This window comes from Saccharopolyspora kobensis, from assembly GCF_900108315.1.
In the GTDB taxonomy this organism is placed as follows: domain Bacteria; phylum Actinomycetota; class Actinomycetes; order Mycobacteriales; family Pseudonocardiaceae; genus Saccharopolyspora; species Saccharopolyspora kobensis.
The window spans coordinates 198,196-217,218 of the sequence record NZ_FNVB01000006.1; the positions used below are offsets into that span (position 1 = coordinate 198,196).

At 67.7% G+C, this 19,023-nt stretch carries 19 protein-coding genes and 3 tRNA genes; 7 read left to right on the plus strand and 15 right to left on the minus strand.

The genetic code is table 11. The features are described from left to right. Nucleotides 1–303 precede the first annotated feature (303 nt). From C4T78_RS36125 to C4T78_RS21380, 4 genes are all read right to left on the minus strand, one after another. Nucleotides 304–1,254: a hypothetical protein gene (locus tag C4T78_RS36125; protein ID WP_143185954.1), complete on the minus strand. Its 951-nt coding sequence runs from the start codon at nt 1,252–1,254 to the stop codon at nt 304–306. A 416-nt stretch (nt 1,255–1,670) separates the two neighbouring features. Then, a tRNA-Arg gene (locus tag C4T78_RS21370) sits at nt 1,671–1,743 on the minus strand. 41 nt (nt 1,744–1,784) lie between these two features. Further along, nucleotides 1,785–1,874 (minus strand) — tRNA-Ser (locus C4T78_RS21375). Nucleotides 1,875–1,986: 112 nt separating this feature from the next. Then, nucleotides 1,987–2,652 carry a dienelactone hydrolase family protein gene (locus tag C4T78_RS21380; RefSeq protein WP_093356237.1) on the minus strand — a complete coding sequence of 222 codons (666 nt, stop codon included), beginning with the start codon at nt 2,650–2,652 and terminating at the stop codon, nt 1,987–1,989. Between the two features lie 198 nt (nt 2,653–2,850). On the opposite strand from C4T78_RS21380, the gene hisC reads away from it, so the two are divergent. Continuing rightward, complete coding sequence (gene hisC / locus C4T78_RS21385) at nt 2,851–3,900, plus strand: histidinol-phosphate transaminase (protein ID WP_093356238.1); 1,050 nt, start codon at nt 2,851–2,853, stop codon at nt 3,898–3,900. 516 nt (nt 3,901–4,416) lie between these two features. Here hisC and C4T78_RS21390 read toward each other — a convergent pair. The 5 genes from C4T78_RS21390 to C4T78_RS21410 all read right to left on the minus strand — a co-directional run bounded on the left by C4T78_RS21390 (nt 4,417) and on the right by C4T78_RS21410 (nt 7,377). Further along, complete coding sequence (locus C4T78_RS21390) at nt 4,417–4,869, minus strand: hypothetical protein (RefSeq protein WP_093356240.1); 453 nt, start codon at nt 4,867–4,869, stop codon at nt 4,417–4,419. Nucleotides 4,870–4,915: 46 nt separating this feature from the next. Further along, nucleotides 4,916–5,704 (minus strand): L,D-transpeptidase family protein, encoded by a 789-nt coding sequence (locus tag C4T78_RS21395; RefSeq protein WP_093356241.1) that lies wholly within the window; start codon nt 5,702–5,704, stop codon nt 4,916–4,918. Nucleotides 5,705–6,034: 330 nt separating this feature from the next. Then, the gene (locus C4T78_RS21400; protein WP_177247714.1) at nt 6,035–6,589 is read right to left on the minus strand and encodes a DUF4352 domain-containing protein; all 555 of its coding nucleotides are present in this window, start codon (nt 6,587–6,589) and stop codon (nt 6,035–6,037) included. Between the two features lie 285 nt (nt 6,590–6,874). Continuing rightward, entirely contained in the window at nt 6,875–7,144 is a 270-nt protein-coding gene (locus C4T78_RS21405) for a hypothetical protein (protein ID WP_093356243.1), read from the minus strand. Nucleotides 7,145–7,161: 17 nt separating this feature from the next. Next, nucleotides 7,162–7,377 carry an HC3 family zinc finger protein gene (locus C4T78_RS21410; protein ID WP_093356245.1) on the minus strand — a complete coding sequence of 72 codons (216 nt, stop codon included), beginning with the start codon at nt 7,375–7,377 and terminating at the stop codon, nt 7,162–7,164. A 125-nt stretch (nt 7,378–7,502) separates the two neighbouring features. Between C4T78_RS21410 and C4T78_RS21415 the strand changes: the two genes are divergently transcribed. Both C4T78_RS21415 and C4T78_RS21420 read left to right on the plus strand, forming a co-directional pair. Further along, complete coding sequence (locus C4T78_RS21415) at nt 7,503–8,351, plus strand: helix-turn-helix domain-containing protein (protein WP_143185956.1); 849 nt, start codon at nt 7,503–7,505, stop codon at nt 8,349–8,351. After that, nucleotides 8,348–8,539: a DUF397 domain-containing protein gene (locus C4T78_RS21420; protein ID WP_093356246.1), complete on the plus strand. Its 192-nt coding sequence runs from the start codon at nt 8,348–8,350 to the stop codon at nt 8,537–8,539. Before C4T78_RS21415 ends, C4T78_RS21420 begins: the two co-directional genes overlap by 4 nt. A 78-nt stretch (nt 8,540–8,617) precedes the next feature. On the opposite strand, the gene C4T78_RS21425 is transcribed toward C4T78_RS21420, so the two are convergent. From C4T78_RS21425 to C4T78_RS21440, 4 genes are all read right to left on the minus strand, one after another. Further along, complete coding sequence (locus C4T78_RS21425) at nt 8,618–10,027, minus strand: cytochrome P450 (RefSeq protein ID WP_235863713.1); 1,410 nt, start codon at nt 10,025–10,027, stop codon at nt 8,618–8,620. A gap of 108 nt (nt 10,028–10,135) precedes the next feature. Continuing rightward, nucleotides 10,136–10,906 (minus strand): ABC transporter permease, encoded by a 771-nt coding sequence (locus C4T78_RS21430; protein WP_093356247.1) that lies wholly within the window; start codon nt 10,904–10,906, stop codon nt 10,136–10,138. Next, nucleotides 10,903–11,886 carry an ABC transporter ATP-binding protein gene (locus C4T78_RS21435; RefSeq protein ID WP_093356248.1) on the minus strand — a complete coding sequence of 328 codons (984 nt, stop codon included), beginning with the start codon at nt 11,884–11,886 and terminating at the stop codon, nt 10,903–10,905. The genes C4T78_RS21430 and C4T78_RS21435 overlap by 4 nt, the downstream gene beginning before the upstream one ends. Continuing rightward, nucleotides 11,870–12,343, minus strand: coding sequence for a MarR family winged helix-turn-helix transcriptional regulator (locus C4T78_RS21440; RefSeq protein WP_235863714.1), 474 nt, complete (start codon nt 12,341–12,343; stop codon nt 11,870–11,872). Before C4T78_RS21440 ends, C4T78_RS21435 begins: the two co-directional genes overlap by 17 nt. 119 nt (nt 12,344–12,462) lie before the next feature. Here C4T78_RS21440 and C4T78_RS21445 point away from each other — a divergent pair, with 119 nt between their 5' ends. From C4T78_RS21445 to C4T78_RS21455, 3 genes are all read left to right on the plus strand, one after another. Next, entirely contained in the window at nt 12,463–12,888 is a 426-nt protein-coding gene (locus C4T78_RS21445) for a MarR family winged helix-turn-helix transcriptional regulator (RefSeq protein ID WP_093151390.1), read from the plus strand. Between the two features lie 47 nt (nt 12,889–12,935). After that, nucleotides 12,936–13,023: transfer RNA gene (locus tag C4T78_RS21450), tRNA-Ser, on the plus strand. Nucleotides 13,024–13,207: 184 nt separating this feature from the next. Then, nucleotides 13,208–15,256: a toll/interleukin-1 receptor domain-containing protein gene (locus C4T78_RS21455; RefSeq protein WP_143185958.1), complete on the plus strand. Its 2,049-nt coding sequence runs from the start codon at nt 13,208–13,210 to the stop codon at nt 15,254–15,256. A gap of 227 nt (nt 15,257–15,483) precedes the next feature. Here the strand turns inward: C4T78_RS21455 and C4T78_RS21460 are convergent, their stop codons facing one another. Further along, nucleotides 15,484–16,137: a hypothetical protein gene (locus C4T78_RS21460; RefSeq protein WP_177247715.1), complete on the minus strand. Its 654-nt coding sequence runs from the start codon at nt 16,135–16,137 to the stop codon at nt 15,484–15,486. 900 nt (nt 16,138–17,037) lie between these two features. Between C4T78_RS21460 and C4T78_RS21465 the strand changes: the two genes are divergently transcribed. After that, nucleotides 17,038–18,168, plus strand: coding sequence for a type I restriction endonuclease (locus tag C4T78_RS21465; RefSeq protein WP_309599288.1), 1,131 nt, complete (start codon nt 17,038–17,040; stop codon nt 18,166–18,168). A 167-nt stretch (nt 18,169–18,335) separates the two neighbouring features. Here the strand turns inward: C4T78_RS21465 and C4T78_RS21470 are convergent, their stop codons facing one another. Beyond that, the gene (locus tag C4T78_RS21470) at nt 18,336–19,007 is read right to left on the minus strand and encodes a DUF8817 family protein (protein WP_235863715.1); all 672 of its coding nucleotides are present in this window, start codon (nt 19,005–19,007) and stop codon (nt 18,336–18,338) included. Nucleotides 19,008–19,023 lie beyond the last annotated feature (16 nt).

Genomic DNA, 19,023 nt, shown 5'->3' on the forward strand with positions numbered 1-19,023 from the left:
GCGGTCCTGTCCACGATCAGAGTCCTCACCGCACTAGCTGTCCGGCCGCGCACAGCAAGTGCCGACCGCGACCGGAGCCGGAAAGCAGGAGAAGGAAAACCCTCATCGCAAGCCAGTGCTCCTGCCTCCACGCCGCGTGAGTCCCACCGCCGAGGACGCGCAGCTAACCCACCAGCGAGGACGACGCCCCCGTGAGGTCGCATTGACAAACAGGAGAAGACTTAACACGTGGGTTGGACGGGCGTCGCTGTTGATGGATCTGGTTGATCGGCGCGAAGTAAAGAAGTTCAGAGAAGGCCCGTTCTAAGCACACGTCGGTGGCTTCAACTCGTAGGAGTCGATTTCCCAGCCCCCATTAGAATCTCGAAAAAACCCGAAGCTACCGAGAACGGGACCACCTTCGACCCGCATCCGGCAGGAGTACGCCACCGCGTCGTTGCCTGCGATCACCACAGCGTCGCGATCTAATCGCGGGTTGGCATAAGCGTTTTGATCCGTGACCTGGTTGCGCAGTTGCTGAGCCGCAGCCTGGCAGTCGGGAGCACCATGAGCTGCGGCGAACGCCTCCTTGCCAGTGTCGGCGAAGAGGAGGCAGATCATTTCTGGTTTTTCCGAGCGAAGTAAGTTGTACACATCAAAAACTGCATCGACAGGGCTAGGTGACTTCATCGGTCTCCCGGACACAAGCCCATGCACCTTCGGGATGGTCGGCTCAGGGGCAGCTGACTGTTGTCCGGAGTTTCTCGACTCCGGCGGCGGTGAATCGTTTCGTCCGATGACGAGCGTGACGGCACCGTATGTTCCGAAGCCAAGAAGGAGCAACAGCAGAAGTGCAGCGCCGACGAGCGAGAGTCGCGTTTGGCGGTTGTTGTTGATCGTCATCGGGCCGATGGATATGTGGTTCCGCCCGCGGATGCCCGAGACGTTGGTGATCGTGACGTTTTCCTGGTTGCCACCAACCGCGCTGCTGCTGCCCTGGGTAGGAGTGTAGGAGGAGGCAGACTCCTGAAGCTGTCGCGCAAATTCCGGGTCACTGCTGATCGCGTCTCGCACGACCGACTGCAACAGCGCCTGTCCTGCGGGCTCCGTCGGGCTTTGCTCGAACTGATTCCACGCGGATTGGCCGACGTCGGAGTTCAGCACTCGCTCGCGGACGAGATCATAGACGCGCTGAGCACCCTCTTGGACCGGCTGGCCGGAAGCGAGCGCGGACATCATCTGAACGACTGCGGCCGCGAGCGTGGACGCATCCATGTGAGCTCCCCCATGATCGGCAACGCTCGCTGAGCGTACCGGAATCAGCACTCGCTGTACGCGAGATCGAGCACTTCGCGTCACCTGGCCTGGCTTCCGGCATGACTGACTCGTGCTCGCGTCGACGCTGTTCCGCCAGTGCCTGCACCTCCGCTACGACGTCCGCGTAGCGCCATCGGACCTGGACCACCAGACATGATCAACTCAGGGCTAATCCACCCTTGTACTTCGCGTGGTCTTCGATGGTTCAGCGGCCGAGACCACTTCTAAGCTACCTCTGTGATCCGTCTCACTGCCCCGGAAGTTGGGGATTAACCCTCAGCCTGGCTTGACGGAGAGCGACTTACCAACTCGTCACGAGCTTGCAAAGCAAGGAACCCCCTGCTGGAGGGGGTTCCTGCTGTCTCGACCAGACGTGCGCCCGAAGGGATTCGAACCCCTAACCTTCTGATCCGTAGTCAGATGCTCTATCCGTTGAGCTACGGGCGCTTGTTCATTTGTGGGCTCCCACCTTACGGTAGGAACCGCTGCGGAGGCTCCGGGATTTGAACCCGGGAGGGGGCGTAACCCCCAACCGCATTAGCAGTGCGGCGCCATAGACCAGACTAGGCGAAGCCTCCCGGCGTCCTTCGTGGCCACCGGAGAAAAGACTACAGGGCCCTCCCAAGCCCTTTTCAAGGGGGGTCCACTTAAGCCGCGATCAGCCCGCTGAGCTGCGGAAACGCGTCCGGATCAGCGCAGGTGGAGGTCGAGCCAGTTCTTCGCGCGGCGCCAGGCCTCCGCGGCCGCCTCCGGGTCGCGGTCGAAGCGGTGGCCCGCGCCCGGGTAGCGGACCACGTCGGTCACCACCGATGCCGCGTCGGCCGCCTCGCGGAGCTTGTCCACCTCGTCGGCTTCGACGCCCTCGTCGTCGCCGTACAGGCCGAGCCACGGGCAGGAAAGCTCGTCCGCGATCTCCACCAGCGGCGGCAGCCCGTCCGACAGCGGGTCGAGGATGCCCCGGCCGCCGACGCTCACCGCCGCGCCCAGCGTGCGGCTCGCGGCCACCACCAGCGCCGCCGCGCCGCCGATGTCGAAGCCGATGACGCCCTGCCGGTCGGCGGGCACGCCCTGGTCGGACAGCCACACGAAGGACGCGTCGGTGTCGGCCAGGATCGAGTCGCCGGACAGCCTCCGCACCTGGTCGGGCTCGTCGTCGCGGTGGTACAGGTGCGGTGCGACGGTGAGCCAGCCCTCCTCCGCGAGGGCGCTGCTCAACTTTCGCACCCGGTCGGTGACGCCGCGGGTCTCGTGCAGGAAGACGAGCCCGCCGCGCACCACGTTGTCCGGTTCGGCAACGGTGAGGCGGAGCTCGTTGCCGTCGGTGAGCGCGAGCGTCTCGGTCCGGGTTTCTGTCATGCCGTGCAGGGAATCACGCCCAGGTGAACACCAGTCAACAACGTCATCCGGTCGGACCAGCGGGCACTTCACAAGATCACCGGAACGTGCCAGCCGCTTGCACTGACCGGAGCCGCGCCGCGACGTCGAATGCAGGCTGTTTCGCGGAGCCCCCGCAGGTTAACGTCACCGTGACCGACCTCTGAAGGAGTCGCAGAGATGAGCGTGCGCACCCGTGCCGACCTCGACCAGCTGCCCGCCTACGTGGCAGGCCGGACCGTGCCCGGTTCGATCAAGCTGGCCAGCAACGAGGTCTCCGAAGGCCCGCTGCCCAGCGCGGTGGCGGCCATCAACCAGGCGGCAGGCGAGGTGCACCGGTACCCGGACATGGGCGTCGGCCGCTTGACCGACGCGCTGGCCGCGCACTACCGGGTCGAGCCGGAGCGGATCGCCGTCGGCTGCGGTTCGGTCGCGCTGTGCGAGCAGCTGGTGCAGGCCACCTGCACCGCCGAGGACGAGGTCATCTTCCCGTGGCGGTCGTTCGAGGCGTACCCGATCATCACGCAGGTCGTCGGCGCCAAGCAGGTTCCGGTGCCGCTGACCGGTGAGCACGCGCTGGACCTGGAGGCCATGCTCGCCGCCATCACCCCGGCCACCCGGCTGATGTTCGTCTGCACCCCGAACAACCCGACCGGCACGCTGCTGCGCAAGGCCGAGCTCGCCGCATTCCTGGACCGGGTGCCGGAAGACGTGCTGGTGGTCCTGGACGAGGCGTACTTCGAGTTCGTCAGCGACCCGGACGCGCCGGACGGCGTGGAGATCACCCGCGAGCGCCGCAACGTGGCCTCGATGCGCACCTTCTCGAAGGCCTACGGCCTGGCCGGTCTGCGCGTCGGCTACGCGATCGCGCCGCCGGAGGTCGCCGCTGCGCTGCGCAAGGTGATCATCCCCTTCAGCGTCAACGCCCTCGCCCAGGTCGCCGCGATCGCCTCCCTGGAGGCCCAGGACGAGCTGCGGAAGCGCTGCGCCAACGTGATCGCGGAGCGCGAGCGGGTGCACCGGGAGCTCGTGTCCCTCGGCTACGAGGTCCCGGAGACCCAGGCGAACTTCGTCTGGCTCCCGCTGGGCGACCGGACGGCGGACTTCAACGAGCACTGCCTGCAGAACCGCGTGGTGGTCCGCGCCTTCGTCGGCGAAGGGGCCCGCGTGACGATCGGCCGGCCGGAGGAGAACGACGCCTTCCTCGCAGCCGCGAAGTCGTTCGTCTGAGCGCGCGACAATATTCGGAATTCCGACGCGAAATCAATATTTCTGACCGATTCACCGACCATCGGTCCGATTCGCCGCTTACCGGACGAAACGTTCGGCAAGCGGCGAAGTCGCGTTCGAGGACGACTCGGTCGCGCGGGCGATTTCGCGCGAAATCGGCATTCCGCTCTCAGGCAGGGCACGCTTTCGGCGAAATCGCCCTGGCAACCGCAACGCCGCTGGTAGGAGCACGTGCGAGCGCGGCCGGGAACCGCCTGTCGAGCGGCCGCCGTAGGCGCCGCGGCCCAGCCGGGTCTCCGCGCGAATCAGCCGATAAAAGAACAAAAAACGGTGGTGCCCAGCGAAGAGAGGGGGAGTACTTCGCCGGGCACCACCGCAGGGGGTGTGGCCGTCCGAGCCAGGACGACCACGTGGAGCGCGTAGTAATCTACGCAGCTCCGGAATGTAGTTGTGTTCTGCATTGCCCGCCAGCTCGAAAAGCGTCTTGCACCCGTTCAGGTGGCGGCATTAACGCGATCAGCCAGTGACCGCGTGGTGTCCGCGCACCAGAGCCGGAGCCGGCGCGGTGGGCAGGTCACGGTTCACCGGGTCCACGACCTTGGCAGGCGGGTTCACGGCCTGCACCGGCGGCGGGGTGTTCTCCGCCGGCGGCGGGGTGTTCTCCATCGGCGGCGTCTTGCCCTCCACCGGCGGCTTCGCACCCTCGACCGGCGGGGTGGGGTCGCCGTGCGAGTGGTCGACGATCGGCGCGTTGACGCACTGGTTGCCCTGCGGCGACAGGATCGACACGACCGCGCCGATCACCGTGATGTTGTTGCCGCACAGCTGGACCGGCAGCACGCTCAGGTTGTTGTCGTTGCCGACGTTGATGCCGTCGTTGTCCGCGCTGTCGGCGAAGGCCGGAACCCCTCCGGCGAGCAGTCCGGCGCCGGCGACGAATGCGCCTGCGAGGCAAGCAGTTTTACGCATAGAGCCCTCCCAATTCGGTTCACTTCGGGGGTGTTCCATCCGCGGGCTACCGCAGGTGGACGAGAGTGCCCAGCGGCAGCGTGGTGAGCAGCTGGAGCGCGTCGTCGGGCACCCGGACGCATCCGTCGCTGCTGGCCTGGCCGAACACCGATGGTTCTGGCCAGCCGTGCAGCGCGACGGTGCCGGGTCCGCCGCCGTAGGTGCTGAAGGTGTTGGAGTGGGTGCCCAACGGCAGGATGATCGGGCTGAACTTGGTCACCGTCTCCTCGATCGCGGCCATGATGTAGGTCCGGCCGCGCGGGGTCGGTGAAGCCGGTGCACCGACGCCGACCACCCACTCACCGATCGGTGCGCCGTCCTTGCGCACCACCATGCGGCGGGCGTCGATGTCGACGTCGACCACGTAGGGCGTGCGGGCGCGTTCGACCGGTCCGTCGGTGCGGACCCACCCGGTGCTGCCGTTCGGGCGGGACGGGAGCAGCACCTGCGCCCACGCCCCCCGCTCGGCGATGATCGGTACCCAGGTCGGGTTCTCCAGCTGCGTCGCGGGCAGCTTCGCGAACACCGGTCCGTCGGGCGCGTGGTGCACCGCGATGTCCTTCTTGACGCGCAGCACCACGCCGTCGGTCTCCCCGTCCGGCGCCGGGTCTTTCGGCGCGGTGGGGAACTCGGTGAAGGTGCTGGCCGGTGCCTGCATGCCGAGATCGGCCCGGGCCATGATCTGCTCGGGCTGGGCCGCCGGAGCCGTGCCGCAACCGGTGAGCGCGACGCACAGCGCACCGAGCGCAGCACCCAGCTGGATCCTGCGCCTGGCGGCGGTCGTCCGTGAACTCATGATCGGCTCCTGGCCCGTCGGGGAATGTGCTCGACAGCGTCCGGCGTCGGCCGGGAAGCGCCTGTGCGGTCGGCCGTTGACCTGGGAGATCAAGTGCCGGGACGGACGCTAACCCGCGCCCTTCCGCCGCTGGCGCGGGCCGATGGGAGCGCGATCTCGCCGATCAACGGCCTGAACAGGACAAACGGGCCAGCTTGATCGATTGCATAAAATCGTTACTAAATAGCTGTCGCTCAATAGTGTTGGTTTTTTAGCTCTACCGAGCGACAAATGGCCGGATTGCTCAAGCCCGGAAAGGACTCGAACAACCCGGCCAGGAGTGCTGGGACGTCACTTCCAGCTGGCGAGCACGCCCAGTTCCTTCTCCTGCGAGTCGGTCGGCGCGTACTCGACGGTGAACCCGGTCGCGTCCGCCGGAACGTCGTAGACGATCTTCCCGGAGACCGGCTCGCCCTCGGTCAGCAGGTGCAGGAACATGTTGTCCAGCGACACCGTGGCCGCCTCGTACCGGTTGCCCTGCGAGTCGACCAGCGTGAACTCGTCATCGCTGATGTTGTCGACGGTACCCGCGAGCAGTTCCGCCTGGGCGTCGACGGCGACGTACTTGCCGACCTCCGGCGGGAAGCTCGCCTGTGCGGGGTCGAGGTCCGCGGGCGCACCGATGGAGATCTTCAGCTTGGCACCGAGATCCTTGCTGACCTGGGCGAACTCGCCGAAGGCCACCGGGCCACCGGTCGTTTCCTCGGAAGCCTGGCCGGTTTCCGAGGAACTGGTCTCCGAGCTGCCGGACTCGGTGTTCCTCGGCGGCGTCGGGATGCCGGGGACGCAGCCCGCCAACCCGATCAGTAACGCAGCCGTGGCCAGGGGTGCAATCAGCCTCTTCAAGGTTCCTCGCACGAGAGATGTTCGGTTAGGGGGGTAGGAACAGGACTTTTGCACGTCGGAACGCCGTAAATCACCGGAATGGACTAATGTCCTGCAGGAAAGTTGAGCTGTTCTCCGGATCAGGAACGTCCGGGTGCTCACCTCCGTGCGGCATACGGGCGAACATCCCCGGACCTCCCGAAGCGGGGTGGCCGGTCGGCGCGCGGGGAGGGACGACGCGCCGACCGGCCGTCCGGCTCGACGCCGCAGGTCGGGGGAAGCGGCGGCGAACCGGAATTCAGGTGGTCAGAGGTTGCGGAGGCCGTCCAGCACGCGCTGCTGCAGATCGAGCGGCGGGCCAGCTCCGTCCGATGTGGACTCAGGCTCGCGGAGCCGGTGCCGTCCGACGCGTTCCCGTTGTCGCCGCTCGGCCTCGACGTGCGCGATGAGCTGCCACACGGTCAGCGCGCCTTCGCCGCCTCCGGCGTGCTGCGCGCGGTGCGGCCGCCAGGTCAGGACCAGGTAGCAGGCGAGGGTCGCCGAGATGACGGCGATCTGCGGCATCAGTTCCAGCATGTCGAATCCTCCCGAGATCAGCGGTCGGAGACCCGCCGCGCGGCGGCGTGGCAATCGGTGCAGGTCCCCCAAAGCCAAGCGAGCTCGGAGTTGTCGGCGACGAGCTCCTGCCCGCACAGCACCCGAACCCCGGTCCCGCTCGGATACGCCAAAGCCCCGTCGGGTCGCGCATCAGTACTCGCATGCCGAGCCCCACCAGCAGGAACCCAATGAAACGGATACACGGTCACCACCCCAGATTCTTGGATTGCCGAAGGCTGAGATCAGCTGCACTTCGAAGACTATGGGTGCAATTAACCCCGCGCCATCCCTTGATCGGGTGCAAGTGCACCTTTTCTGATAGGGCTAGGCTCCTGCCATGCCAGCCACTCCGACGCGCCGGAAGAAGCGACTGGGTCAGCTGCTCGCCCGCCTTCGCAGCGATGCCGACAAGACGCTTGGAGATGCAAGCAGACTGCTTCGCGTCAGCGAGCCGACCATCAGCCGCTACGAGACCGGACACGTTCGTCCAGGCTGGGCTGCGTTGCAAGCACTGCTGGCGCTCTACAAGGCAAGCGATGAGGAGCGTGGTGAAGCTGCGGCGTTGTGGGACGACGCGGGCGAACGCGCCACGCAGGTCGTTACTCCTACTGGCTCACCAAAGGCGTTCCGCGCCTTCCTCCGTGCTGAAGCGGAGGCCGACACAGCCCGAACGCTGGAGCCCCACGTAGTTCCCGGCCTGCTCCAAACCCACGCCTATGCACGAGCTGTCAACGAAAGTGGTCAGCAGTTCCACACCGCGTCTCCCGCGCGCTATGTGTCAGCTCGGCTGAGTCGGCAGTCGAGGCTGGTCCAGCCATCACCACTCCGCTTCCACGCTTTGATCGACGAGGCCGTGATCCGCAGAACAGTGGGTGGCCCGGAAGTCATGATCGAGCAGTTGACCCACCTGAACGACTGCTGCGCGCGGGAGAACGTGACGGTCCAGGTACTGCCGTTCAGCCTGGGTGCGTACGGCACGATGTCCGGCGGCTTCACGATCATCAGCTACACCGATCCCGATGACCCGCCAGCCGTCTATCTGGACTACGTCGCAGGTGGCGCCTGGGTGGAGAATGCGAACGACGTACAACATTTCGCGGAGATGTTCTCGGAGATCGCTACATCGGCCCTCAGCACCGATGAGTCTGCGGATCTGATCCGCGACCAGGCGAAGGCATTGGGATGAACAGCATGATCTGGCGCAAGAGCAGTCGTAGCGGCAGCGGAGCCAGCAACTGTGTCGAACTCGCCATCGGCGAGGCGGCCACCTACATCCGCGACACCAAGGACCGCGACGGCGGCACGTTACGCGTGAAACACCCGTCCTGGACCGCGTTCCTCGCCACCGTCAAGGCCGGTCGCCTCGACCGCTGAGTCGCCCCGGTTGGCCCGGTGAAGGGAACCTTTTAGCGGCCGACTCGCCTAGAAAGCGCCCTTCACCGCGGAAGTCCCTCAGCGGATGCGGGTGAGGTTGATGGGGAGGCCGTCGGTGGGCATGGGGCCGGTGCCGTAGCGCATCGGGGGTTCGTAGTCGGGGCTGACCTTCCAGCGGTAGCGGAGCAGGAGTTGGTGGAGGATCGCCTTCACCTCCATCACGCCGAAGTGCATGCCGATGCACTTGTGCGCTCCGCCGCCGAACGGCGCCCACGCGTAGCGGTGGGTCTTGTCCTCGCGGCGGTGTTCGGCGAAGCGCTCCGGATCGAACACGTCCGGGTTCGTCCACCACTCCGGCATCCGCTGCGTCGCGTAGACCTGGCCCGCGACCTTGGTCCCGGCCGGGATGTAGTGGCCGAGGATCTCGGTGTCCTTGACCGTTTCGCGGAACAGGCCGCCGACCGGGGCGTTGATCCGCATGGACTCCTTCACCACCATGTCCAGCGCGGGCAGCCGCTCCAGGTCGCCGTACTCGATGGCCGGTTTGCCCAGCGCCAGCGACTCCTCGCGGACGCGGTCCTGCCACTCCGGGTGCTTGCCGAGGTGGTGGGCCGTCATGGCGAGCGTGATCGTGCTGGTGTCGTGCGCCGCCATCAGCGCGAAGATCATGTGGTTGACGACGTCCTCGTCCGAGTAGCTGTCGCCGTCATCGGACTGCGCCCGGCAGAGCACGCTGAACAGGTCCTGTCCGGAACCCGCTCGCTTGGCCGGGATCCGCTCCCGGAAGTAGTTCTCCAGGAACCGGCGCGCGCGCAGCCCGCGCGCCCAGGTGCCACCGGGCACGTCGGCGCGCACGAGCGCGTGGCCGCCGTGCACCGCTGCCACGAACGCCCGGCTGAGCTGGTCGGCTTCCGCACCCGGCCGTTCACCGACGAAGACCTCGGTGGCCAGGTCGAGGGTGAGCCGCTTCGACGCGGTGTACACCGGGAATCGCTCGATCGGCCGCCACTGGGCCAGGGCCCGCTCGATCGCCGGCGTCATCACGTCCAGGTACCCGTTGAGCCGGTCGCGGGTGAAGGCCCGCTGCATGATCCGCCGGTGGTGCAGGTGCTCGTCGAAGTCGAGCAGCAGGATGCCGCGGCGGAAGAACGGGCCGATCAGGTAGTCGTAGAAGCCCTCGTTGCCGAAGGCCTTGTCGCGGTTGGTGGCCAGCGCCTCCAGCGCGTCCGGGCCGATCACGGTGACCGTCTTCGCCCCGAGCGTCACGCCCCACGACACCGGCCCGAACTCCGCGTACCGCCGGCGCGACGCCTCCAGCAGATCGGTCAGCACGGTGACCGTGTGCCCGATGACCGGCAGCCCGGGATTGCCGAACACCGGCTTCAGCCCGGAACCGGGCGGCGGCATGGCCAGCGGGCGAACCGGAGTCATCTGCTCGGCCCGGTAGATCGTGGACTGCAGCTGCCTGACGAGCGTGCGAGTCGCCACCGGCGTCCTCCCTGCGGAGCGGGTGCAAATCCCCCTACACGGAAGCACGGTACCGGCCCCGGACTCATCCGCCGTCAGCGCGAACCTGTTCCGCCGAACGCTTGGATGTCAGTCGAGGGCCCGGCGGAGGAAGAACTTGATGCCCAGGGCCCCGAACAGCACGCAGGAGATCAGCAGGGCCACCACGCAGATCCACGGTGGCATGTGCGGGACGTCCGGGAGGAGCGCGCCGCGCATGCCCTCGCTGACGTAGGTCAGCGGGTTGATCGCGCAGAGGACCTGGAACCAGCGCAGGTGCTCCAGCTGCGCCCACGGGAACTGGGTCGCGCCGGTGAACATCAGCGGGGCCAGGATCACCGCGAACATGATGTTGATCCGCCGCGGCGGCACCGCGGCACCCACCGTCAGACCGACCGCCGCACCGGCTAACGAGCCCAGCAGCATGCAGAGCAGGGCGAACGCCAGGCCGCTGTAGTTCCAGTTGATCTCGCCCAGCATCACCATGCCGATCGGCACCATCAGCACCGCCGCCAGCAGCCCGCGCAGCGCGCCGAAGAGCATCTTCTCCACCGCCACCCAGCTGATCGGCAGCGGCGCCAGCAGCCGGTCCTCGATCTCCCGCGAGTAGGAGAAGTCCAGCACCAGCGGGAAGGAGGTGTTCTGCAGCGACACCAGGAAGGCGTTCAGCGCGATCATGCCGGGCAGCAGGATCTGCGCGTACCCGGGTTGGGCGTAGCCGAGCTCGCTGAGCACCTTGCCGAAGATGAACAGCAGCGCCACCGGCTGCACCAGCACCTGCGCCAGGAAGCTCGGCAGCTCCCGGCCCGTCACGAACACGTCGCGGCCCAGCACCGCGGTGAAGGCCCGCACCGAGCTCATCGCAGTTCCCTCCCGGTGAGATCGATGAAGACGTCTTCCAGCGTGGCCGAGCCCAGCGCCAGATCGCTGACCGCGACCCGGTGCTCGTGCAGGGTCTGCGCGACCGGGCCGAGCAGCGCGGCCGGCTCGCCGCCGACGTAGAGCCGCAGCCGCAGCTCCGCCTCGCCGTCCGCCGCGGTGCCGCTGCTGATCTGCTCCACCCGCTGCACACCGTCCACAGCGGACAGCAGCTTCGCGATGCGCTCCGGCTCGTAGCCGTTCGGCCGCAGCGTCGCGTCCACCGTGCCGCTGCCCGGCAGCGATTTGATCAGCGCTTCCGGGGTGTCCAGGGTCAGCAGCTTGCCGTGGTCGACCACGCCGACGCGGTCGGACAGCTTCTCCGCCTCGTCCATGTCGTGGGTGGTGAGCACGACGGTCACGCCCTCGGAGCGCAGGTCGTTGATCCGGTCGTGCACGAACAGCCGGGCCTGCGGGTCGAGGCCGGTGGACGGCTCGTCCAGGAACAGCACCTCGGGCTTGTGGATCAGGGCGCGGGCGATCATCAGCCGCTGCGCCTGCCCGCCGGAGAGGTCGTCGACGCGCGCCTTCGCCTTGTCCGCCAAACCCATCCGGTCCAGCAGCTCGTCGGCGAGCCGGTGCCGCTCGGCGCGCGGCACCCCGTGGTAGGCGGCGTGCCAGATCAGGTTCTGCCGGGAGTTCAGCGAGCGGTCCAGGTTGACCCGCTGCGGCACCACCGCCACCTTGCTGCGCGCGGCCACCGGGTCGGCGGCCACGTCCACCCCGGCGACGCGGGCGGTGCCGCTGGTCAGCAGCACCCGGGTGGTCAGGATGCCGACCGTGGTGGTCTTGCCCGCGCCGTTCGGCCCGAGCAGCCCGAAGACCTCCCCCGCACCCACCTGGAAGCTCAGCCCGTCGACCGCGTTGCTCCCGGCCTTCGGGTACCGCTTGACCAGGTCGGTCACTTCAACCGCTGTGGTCACATCCGCTTCCTTCCTCGCCGAGCCCGCTGAGGACCGCGATCAGGTACTGCCGGACGATCGCGGCCTCAGCCGCCGGGACGTCCGGTTCGATCCGCTGGAACTCCGCGCGCACCGCCTGCCACGCCGAGTGCAGCTCCGCGCGCCCCCGGGTGGTGATGCGCAGCCTCACCGCCCGCCGGTCGTTGCGATCCCGGTGGCGGGTGAGCAGCCCGCCTTCCACCAGGGCGTCGACGACGGGGGTCAGCGTCGCCGGACGCACCCAGCAGCGCCGGGCGACTTCACGATGGGTCTGGTCGTTCTGGTGGTCGAGTGCGTTGAGCACGAGCAGGGCCGTCCGGCTCAGCTCGGTACTGCGCGCCACGGTCCGCTCCCAGTGCTGGGACAGCCGCCGACCGGTCAAGCCCACCAGTCGGGTCAGCGGCATCCGCTGCGGGTCCTGCTCCGCGAAGCCGGGCACGACCCGATGGTATCGGCGCCGAATGGTCAGGTGGCAAATCATTTTTCCGGCACGTCGGTGCTGGCAGGTAGCCTGATCAAGTGACGGAGCAGGGCACTCGATGGCTGAACGACCGCGAAATGGCTGCTTGGCGCGCCTACATCGTCGGCAGCGCGCTGCTGGAGCACCGCCTGAACAGGGACTTGCAGACCCACAACCTGTCCATCGCGGACTACGAGATCCTGGTCCGATTGTCCGAACGCCCCGACCAGCGAATGCGCATGAGCGAGCTGGCCCACGACGTGGCGCACTCCAAGAGCCGCATCTCGCACCAGATCCGCCGCCTGGAGTCGGCAGGCCTGGTCCGCCGCGACGAGTGCCCGGACGACGGCCGCGGCGTCCTCGCGGTGCTGACCGAGGAAGGCGCGGCGAAGCTCCGCGAAGCGGCCCCGAGCCACGTGGCCAGCGTCCGCGAGAACCTGGTCGACATCCTGGACGAGCAGGAGCAGGAGGTCCTGGGCCGGATCTTCGACCGCCTGACGACCCATCTGGGCGGCATCAAGTAGCGGCCCGCCTGCACGCCGACCCGCCCCGGTTGGCTACGCTGCGCCCTGGAAGCGTGGCAGAGCGGCCGAATGCACTCGCCTTGAAAGCGAGCGTCGCGAGAGCGACCGGGGGTTCGAATCCCCCCGCTTCCGCCACACCGCCCCTGACCTGCGCAAACGCAAGTCAGGGGCGATCTTGTCGGTACTGGGCCGAGCGAACGCGGCGCTCGCCTCGAGACATGTCGACATCAGCATCAGGAGCCGACCGGGCACTGCTCCATCGGATTGGCGCGGCGGCGTAGCGAGGCCCGGAACACCTCGGCGCAGGCATGATCGGCCCGTGGTGAAACGGGTGTTCATCAGCTATTCGCGTCGCGACTTCCACTTCGCCGAAGCCGCGGTGGCCGTGCTGCGGACGGATGGCCTGGACCCCTGGCTCGACGTGCAGCGGCTGGTGCCGGGAGAGGACTGGGCGACGGCGCTGGACGATGCCCTCGCGGCTGCCGACGCGCTGCTGCTCCTGGCCTCTCCGGCCGCGCTGGCGTCCGAGCACGTTCGGCGGGAGTGGACTTCGGCAGTGGAGCGCGGAATCCCGGTCCACATCGGTGCCGTGGCGGCGGTCGAGCTGCCCGGGGAACTGGCCGACCGCCCGGTGCACGACCTGCGGACCCGCTTCCGGGCGAGGGCCACGGTCCTTGCCGAGGTGATCTCCGGAAACCGCGCGGCGCCCGCCCGCAGGGCGCGCGGCCTGCCGGTGCCCGCACCGGTGGCCGCAGTGGTGGCACTGGCGTCGGCGACCGCGATCGCCACGAGCTGGGCGACCGCGTTCCTGGTGGGACTGGACGTGGCCGCAATCCGCTTGAGCCGGGGCCTGTTCGACACTTCCTGGGTGTGGGAGGCGTCCGCCTGGGACGCGCTGCTCGGGCAGCGCTGGCGGGCGACGGCGTACTACCTGCTGGGGCTGACCGTCTTCGCCGCTCCGCTAGTCCCCACGCTGCTGACCTCCGCGGTCGGGCTGCTGCGCCGCCGAGCCGGCCCGCTCGTCCTGCTTACCGGCCCGGCCGCGACCACCGCTGTCGGGACGCTGCTGTTCGTCGCGGTCGGGCTGAGCGTGGGCGGCCGCGGCCCGCTGGACGAGGCCGCGTTCATCACCCGAATCTTCCCGCCCACGCCCGAAATGGTCGCCGACGTGGCCGCGATGCGAGTGCTGCTGGTGATCGCCGTCGGGTGCGCGCTGGCCCAGGCGCTGATCGTCCTGCTCTCCCGCACGGTGCACCTGTGGACGCCGACCGGCTCGGGCCTCGACACCCACCGCAGGGCCATCGCCGGGGTCCGACCACTGCTCGTGCTGGCGTCCCCGGTAACTCGGTACCGGAGAACCGGGTACTACGACGGAGACTTCCCGGCGTTGTGGGCGAAGTACACCGCGCGCCTGGCCGAGCTGCCGGACCCAGGGGCCGCGCCGGTCGTGGAAGTCGAGTGCCTCGCCCCCCAGGACGAACCGGTCGCCGAGCTGCTCCGAACCGCCTGCCGCGATGCGGGCATGGCCGGTGGCCCCGGGCCGAGGTGGACCTTCGTGCTGATCAGCTCGCACGCGTCGTGGCCCGCGGTGGTGCGCGCGGTCGGTGCGCCGGGGCCGCCTGCGATCTGCGTGCTGGTGGACAGCATCCGGTTGCCGCCAGACGCCGAGGCGATGCGCCGCCACCAGTGGATCGACTTCCGCGACCGGCGCCCGGACCACTTGTTCCACCTGCTGGCCGCTCTGCTCGGCAGATCGCCCACCGAGCAGGCTCCTGCTCCGCCGCCGGTGGTCACGACCCGGTTCCTGGCCCCGTTCGAGGTGCGCTTCGCCGTCGAGTCGTGCCGTCACCTCGCCGCCGCGTTCCCCGGCTTCGCCCTGGTGACGCTGTTGTTCCAGCCGCTGGACCCGCGCAGCGCGGCGCTCGCGGTCGTCACCGCGCCGCTGGTAGCGGGCCTGGTGGTGCTGTCCCGCCGGATGGCCACTCGGCGAATCGCACTCACCCGGTTCCGGTGGAGCCTCGCCGCGCTCTGCGCGGGGACCGTGCTGTGGTGCGCAGTGGCGGTCACCACGCTGCGGGAGCACTGGGAGCGCCAGGCGGCGTGGGGGCCGCCGTCCGCCGAACCGGAAGGACTGGAGGCCCTCTCGGACATGGTTCCGCTGGAGATCGTGCTGTCCTTCCCCGCCGGAGCCGTCGCCTTCTGCGCGCTCCTGTGGACCTACCTGCTCCGAGGCTGGCTGCCGCGCGCGGTCACCGGCGCGGGCCTTCGGCCCGTCGGCCCGGAGATCCGCGTCGGTTTCATCCCGTGGATGGCGACTCCCGGAATCATCCTCGCGCTCGCCGTCCAGTACCTCGCGACTTACCCCTGACAAGAGCCTGCTCGACGATCTCGCCCCGGAGACAGCGGTAGCAGTCCGTGATCTCGTCCGTGCAAGCCCTCAGCGCGGCGGCTGCGGCTTCGACGGGGCACCCACCACTCCGATGCAGCGGCGACGACCATGCCGAATCAGAGCCCGGCTCAGCTGCAGGGCCGCGCCGAGGTGTTTCGAGACTCAGCGGAGTTGGCGACTCACCGAAGTGGATGAGCGAGGCGTGCTCACAGGCATGGTGGCTGGTAGCCGTCGACTTCCAGGCCGCGGAAGTCGAGGGTGTTCGGGGTTTTGCCGACGAAGACCAGGCCGCGCGCTTCGCTCAGCGCTGAGGCGAATGAGTACGACGGCTCGCCCAGTTCGGGCAGCCAGGTCCAGTTGTCGGGGGCGAAGCTGAAGAACCTCCGCTCCAGCTTTCCGCCGGTCGACGGCACCGGTGTGAGCCACTTGTCGCCGCCGCTCCAGTGCGAGGCCGGGCGCAACTGGATGTAGAGATCGTCGGTCGCGCTGTAGGTCAGCCAAAAACCGGACGACCCGGAGAGATCGGCCTGCGCTTCGAACTGATTGCCGAGCCACACGACGATCACGTGCCATTCGTCGTTCAGCAATTCCACCTTGGCCGCGTACCGGTCGCCCTCCGGCACGAGCAGGCTGCCGGTCGCCGGGACGGTGGTGCCTTCGCCGGTGGCAAGCCACTGCTGGTACTGGTCGATCGACGGAGTCGCGCACTCGCGGTCCGGCCCGGCTGACAGCCGGCTGCTGGAGGCGACGCCCGCATGAGCGCTCGAACCGACAGGAAGCAAAGCCAGTGCGCAGAGGAATGCTGCGAATGCCCTGGCCAGCCGGACCGTCCCGCGATCGTTCGCCGAAACTGTGCGCATTCTCGGGAAAGTAGCAGAGCAACGGGCGCAACAGTGCTATTGGCGATTTACCATCCGTTGCCGGTTTGCTGACTGTGAAGGGACATTCGGTAGATGCCGGTACGAACACGCTTGAGCGCTGGCCCCAGAGAATCACAGCCTGGCTTCAAATCCCCCACTTCCGCTTCTTGATCAGGAGAAACCCCGGTCGACACTCGTGGAGACGACCGGCGCCAGCCGGGCCGGTTGCATTTGGCGCTGTTGTGCCGCCAGCTCACCCTGGCCTGCAGTCGTCTCGACCGGCGCTTTCAACACGGCCCAGGGCGGGCCGTCGACTTTAAAGCGTCTTTTGACGGGCGACTCAATCAGATGACTCCGTGATCACAGTGTTCGACACCTCCAACGCGCGTGTGGCCTCGCTCTTCTTCGTCCACGCGAGAGAGGGGGTGCTGGTCCGGGGCCGCCAACTGTTCCGCCTTGGCGGCGTCAGCTCGTTTGCGGGCCTCCTTGGCACGCAGGGCGGCGGCCTTCTTTGCGCTGTCGGCCTGAGCCTTCAGCTTGGTCGCAACTGCCGACGTTCTTGTTGGATGCTCACAAATTGCTCCCACTAGACGGCCAGTGAACGTCTGGACGGCGTCCCGTTACATCACGGGGCTACGCGTGCGCTGACTTTTCGCCCATGTGCCGGGCGGGCGTTACGGCGTACTCGGCGGAGCCGCTCCGAAAGCGGAGACGGAGAACTGAACACGCGCGGCAGATTGCCTTCCCGCGGCCAAACAGCAACGATCAGCCACCCACGGCACCAGCCGCTGGCCTCCCCGGCGGCTGCTCCGTAACGCGCCACGCCTTGTCTACGACTTCGATGTCGGCAAGCCAAGATTTTGCGCTGGCCTCTGAGTCGAGGGAGACGACGTCGTGGATATGACCGAACGGGTTGCTGAACTCTCAGCGAAGCTGGCGCAGCAGAAGGCCTCGATCGAGACCGAAGAAGCCACCAAGAACGCGTTCGTGATGCCGTTCATCGGCCGCGTACTGGGCTACGACGTGTTCAACCCGTCGGAGGTCATCCCGGAGTTCACCGCCGACGTGGGCACCAAGAAAGGCGAGAAGATCGACTATGCCCTGGTCCACGACGGCCAGGTGCAGATACTGATCGAGGCCAAGAAGGTCACGGAACCGCTGCGCCTTGAGCACGCCTCGCAGCTCTACCGCTACTTCTCAGTCACCAACGCGCGAGTCGGCGTGCTGACCAACGGTCAGATCTGGGAGTTCTACACCGATCTGGACGCGCCCAACAAGATGGACGCCAAACCGTTCCTCGTCCTCGACCTGACCGCCGTCGACCGAACTCTGCTTCCGGAGCTGGCGAAGCTGACCCGGGACTCGTTCGACCTCGATTCGGTGATCAGCGCCGCGGGAGAGCTCAAGTACATCGGTGCCATCAAGCGATCGCTGGCGGGAGAGTTCAGGGAGCCCTCCGACGAGTGGGTCAGGTTCCTCGCCGGGCGGGTCTACGGTGGCAAGAACATCACCCAGAGGGTTCGCGAGCAGTTCTATCCACTGGTGGAGAAGGCTGCGCACCAGTTCCTCGCCGAGCAGGTCAACGATCGGCTCAAGACCGCGCTGGGCTCCGAGGTATCCACCGAACCAGCCGCGATCGATCAGGCGGCCCCTGCAAGGACACCGGCCAAGTCGGCCCCCGTCGGGGAGGCTGAGACAGCACACGGCACTCGCGCCAGCGAGATCACCACGACTGAGGAAGAACTCGACGGCTATCGCGTCGTGCGCGCCATCGTTTGCAGCGAAGTCGCCGCAACCCGCGTGGTCGGGCGGGACACTAAGACCTACTTCGGTGTCCTGCTTGACGACAACAACCGCAAGCCGATCGCGCGCCTGTGGTTCAACCGAACCCAGCGTTACCTGGGCCTTTTCGACGAGAACAAGGTTGAGACCCGGATGCCCATTGACGACGTCGAGGACATCTACGCCCACGCTGATCAGCTCCGCAAGACCGTCGCGGGATATCTCGCCAGGGCTGGCGAGCAGAACTAGCAATGTAGTGGTTCGCATCCCGCTTCCGCCGTTGGCAGGTCACAACGCCGGTCGCCTTCTCCATCCGGGTGATCGGCGTTTGCCGGGCTGCTTGCGTTTCAGGTGGTCGTAGGCGCCGACGAGTCGCCGCCCTGGTCTGCTCACAGGCCGGCTTCGCGTCCTGCGGCTCAGCGGAGGTCGTCAGCTAGTTCCGGTTCAGCGGCTCCGGTTGCCCTGACTCGGGCCAGCAGTTCGCGCGCCAGGTCCGACTCGCCCCGGCGGATCGCCACGTCGGCGCGCAGGACCAGCAGTTCCAGGAGCTGGGTCGCGGTTGGTTCTTCGTCGGTTCGGTGCCGGGCTCGGTCCAGGACCTTCACCGCCAGGTCCACGCCTTGCTTGGAATCCGCGAACAGCGCGCCCATGTGGATCGCCCGGTCGAACGTGCCCTTCGGCAGCGGCCAGTGCCGTTGGTTCTCGCTGATCGGCTGGGCGATCTGGATGGTGTTGCCGCCGGGATCGGTCATCAGGAACTGCCGCACCCCGTAGCTCATGTCCTTCAGCGCACCCACCCGCGGAACGCCCTGGACGGGCACCGACCCGAATGCCCCCTGCAGCCCTTCGGTGAACGCTGCGTACAGGTAGTCGACGTCATCGGTCTCGACCACGCAGCCGTGCGCGGAGGTCTCCGGGTCGAACTCCTTGCTCCCGTAGAAGTTCAGCTCGATGCCACCGCGCTTGACGGTCAGGAACTGGTACGGCGCCGTCTGCCGGAACGTGATCTCGAACCCCAACGCGGTGTAGAAGTCGGCCACCGGATCGATCGACCGGGCCATCAGCCCGGGAATCGTCCTCTCCGTCATGCCCTCGACGGTAGGG